This window comes from Halorubrum sp. AD140 (assembly GCF_034497445.1).
In the GTDB taxonomy this organism is placed as follows: domain Archaea; phylum Halobacteriota; class Halobacteria; order Halobacteriales; family Haloferacaceae; genus Halorubrum.
This window is the reverse complement of record NZ_JAXRUU010000131.1, coordinates 1-2,217: the sequence shown is the minus strand read 5'-3', so window position 1 is coordinate 2,217 and position 2,217 is coordinate 1. Positions and strand designations below refer to the sequence as shown.

The 2,217-nt window shown below is 60.1% G+C and carries 3 protein-coding genes; 2 read left to right on the top strand and 1 reads right to left on the bottom strand.

Annotated features, from left to right (window positions below; all coding sequences use genetic code 11):
• On the top strand, nucleotides 1-359 hold a 359-nt coding region (locus U4E84_RS16650; protein ID WP_322533225.1), incomplete at its 5' end, for an SDR family oxidoreductase.
• Nucleotides 360-604: 245 nt separating this feature from the next.
• Here U4E84_RS16650 and U4E84_RS16645 read toward each other — a convergent pair.
• Nucleotides 605-967 (bottom strand): DUF5518 domain-containing protein, encoded by a 363-nt coding sequence (locus U4E84_RS16645; RefSeq protein ID WP_322533224.1) that lies wholly within the window; start codon nucleotides 965-967, stop codon nucleotides 605-607.
• Nucleotides 968-1,272: 305 nt separating this feature from the next.
• Here U4E84_RS16645 and U4E84_RS16640 point away from each other — a divergent pair, with 305 nt between their 5' ends.
• Complete coding sequence (locus U4E84_RS16640; RefSeq protein ID WP_322533223.1) at nucleotides 1,273-2,175, top strand: helix-turn-helix domain-containing protein; 903 nt, start codon at nucleotides 1,273-1,275, stop codon at nucleotides 2,173-2,175.
• The last annotated feature ends 42 nt before the right edge of the window (nucleotides 2,176-2,217 follow it).

Here is a 2,217-nt window from a genome sequence, read left to right as displayed (position 1 = left end):
AGTCTTCGGGGGCGGTGCTCAACGTTGCGTCGGTATTTGGGCTCGTCGGGGGACCCCAGACGGCTGCGTATGCGACCGCTAAGGGCGCGGTCGTCAACTTCACTCGGACAACGGCCGTTGATTACGCTGATGCCGGCGTCCGAGTGAACAGTATTTGTCCCGGCTTCGTCGAGACCGAAATGACAGACTCGGAGCTTAATGACGAGTCGTTCTACGAGTTTGTCCTCAGCCAGACACCGATCAGTCGTATCGCTGAACCGGAAGAGATCTCCGAACCGGCCGCCTTTCTCGTTTCGGACAAGGCCTCGTACATCACTGGAGTCAATCTCCCGATCGACGGTGGGTGGACAACTCACTAACGCATGACTCCGTCGGCTCCAATCTCTCTCACTTCATGCCGGCACATTCGACGTGATAACGTTGACTGAAGCCGCTCGGGGGTGCTCCCCCGCAAACACGCTGAAACGCTTCCGCCAGCTACGTACGTCGTATCCGTCACACCGTTGTTTGATTTTCGAACGACAGCGAGCGTCTGGCCGCCTCACGGCTGGGACTCCGACGGCGTTCGTCGCCGACACGAAATAGATCGGTAACAGCGGCCGACTTACAGCTCGTTTTTCACGTACACGCCCAGCAGGCCGCCGAGCGCGCTCAGTACAACGGTGTAGGCGACCCCGCCCAACACGATGATAGCCGCGACGACGACGATCCCCCCGGCCGCGAGGCCGACTTCGAGCGGGAACCCGAAGACGCCCAGAAACGGAAGGATAACCAGCGCGAGCAGCAGCAGTCCGACGATAGGGATCGACGCGATCGCGCCGGAGAGCGCGCCGACCCGGAGCCCGTCGTCGCCATTTAAATACCCGGCGACCGCGCCGCCGAGGAGGGGTGAGATACCGGTGAACGAGAGGACGGCCGACGCGATCGCGCCGACGAGCGCGTTGAGGAGGGTGTTCTCGGTGTCCATGCGCGGTCGGACTCCCGGCGGCGACATACGTCTTGCGGACCGCGGAACGCGGCTCGGTCGCGATCGACGCGACCGAACGACCCTACCGCCCGACGAGCGAGGCGATAGTTTATGAGGCGGGCGCCACCTCTCACGGGTATGAGCGAGGAGGAGGCGATCCACGTCGCGGACGTCAGCGAGGGGATCGGCGGCGACGCGACGGCACCGTTCGGGCTGTTCCAACCTCCTGAAGAGTTATGTGAAATCACATGACCAGTACCCAGCATGAACGGGACTCTCACCTACGGGCGAACCGGGTGTGTGAAATGATCGAGGAAGCCCCGTGGAGGCGGGCGGACCGTCTCCGATCGCTGTATGTTGAGGAGGACCTCACGACGAGAGAGGTGGGCGAGAAGCTCGGATGTAGCCGCAAGACTATCGAGAATTGGCTAAAAAAGCACGACCTCGAGAAATCCAAACCCTGGGAAGACGAGGAACGGCTTCGATCCCTTCGTCAACAGGGACTGAGCGAAGCCGACATCGCGGACGAATTAGAGTGTAGTCAGGCAACCGTTCATAACTGGCTAAACCAATTCGAGATCGACACGAGTCGGACGCGAACGGAACAGCCGTGGCACGACGAGGAGACGCTGCGTGAACTGTACGTCGAGTCGGAAATGACCATGGACGAGATCGCCTTGGAACTCGGTTGCGGTCGGCGGGCGATAGCGGAGTGGATACATCGGCACGATATCGAAACGCGGTCGTACAATCACGAAACACCGGCAGCACTTCAGCACGAATCGAAGCTCAGGTCGATGTACCTCGCTGACGGGATGAGTACGTACGCGATAGCGGAACGACTCGACTGTGCCCCGTCCACAGTTCATGACTGGTTACATGACCACGGAATTGAGACGAGGACGGTCGGTTCACAGCCCGGAGAGCTACATCATCGCTGGAAGGGGGGTGTAGACGAGTACTATGGCGACAACTGGGCGAAACAGCGGCGGAAAGCCCTTCGGCGAGACGACTACGAATGTCGGCGGTGCGGCATCACGCAGTCCGAACACAGGAACCGAACTGACATCGGATTAGACGTTCATCATAAAGCACCGATCCGTACGTTTCAGTCCCCCGAAGACGCGAACACGCTGGATAACCTCGTAACGCTCTGTCGTTCGTGTCACAACTCCGTTGAGCCGCCAAACGAGGACCAAAATGACTGACGCTCAACAACAGATCCCCGTCGGCGTCGATCAGGAACAGGA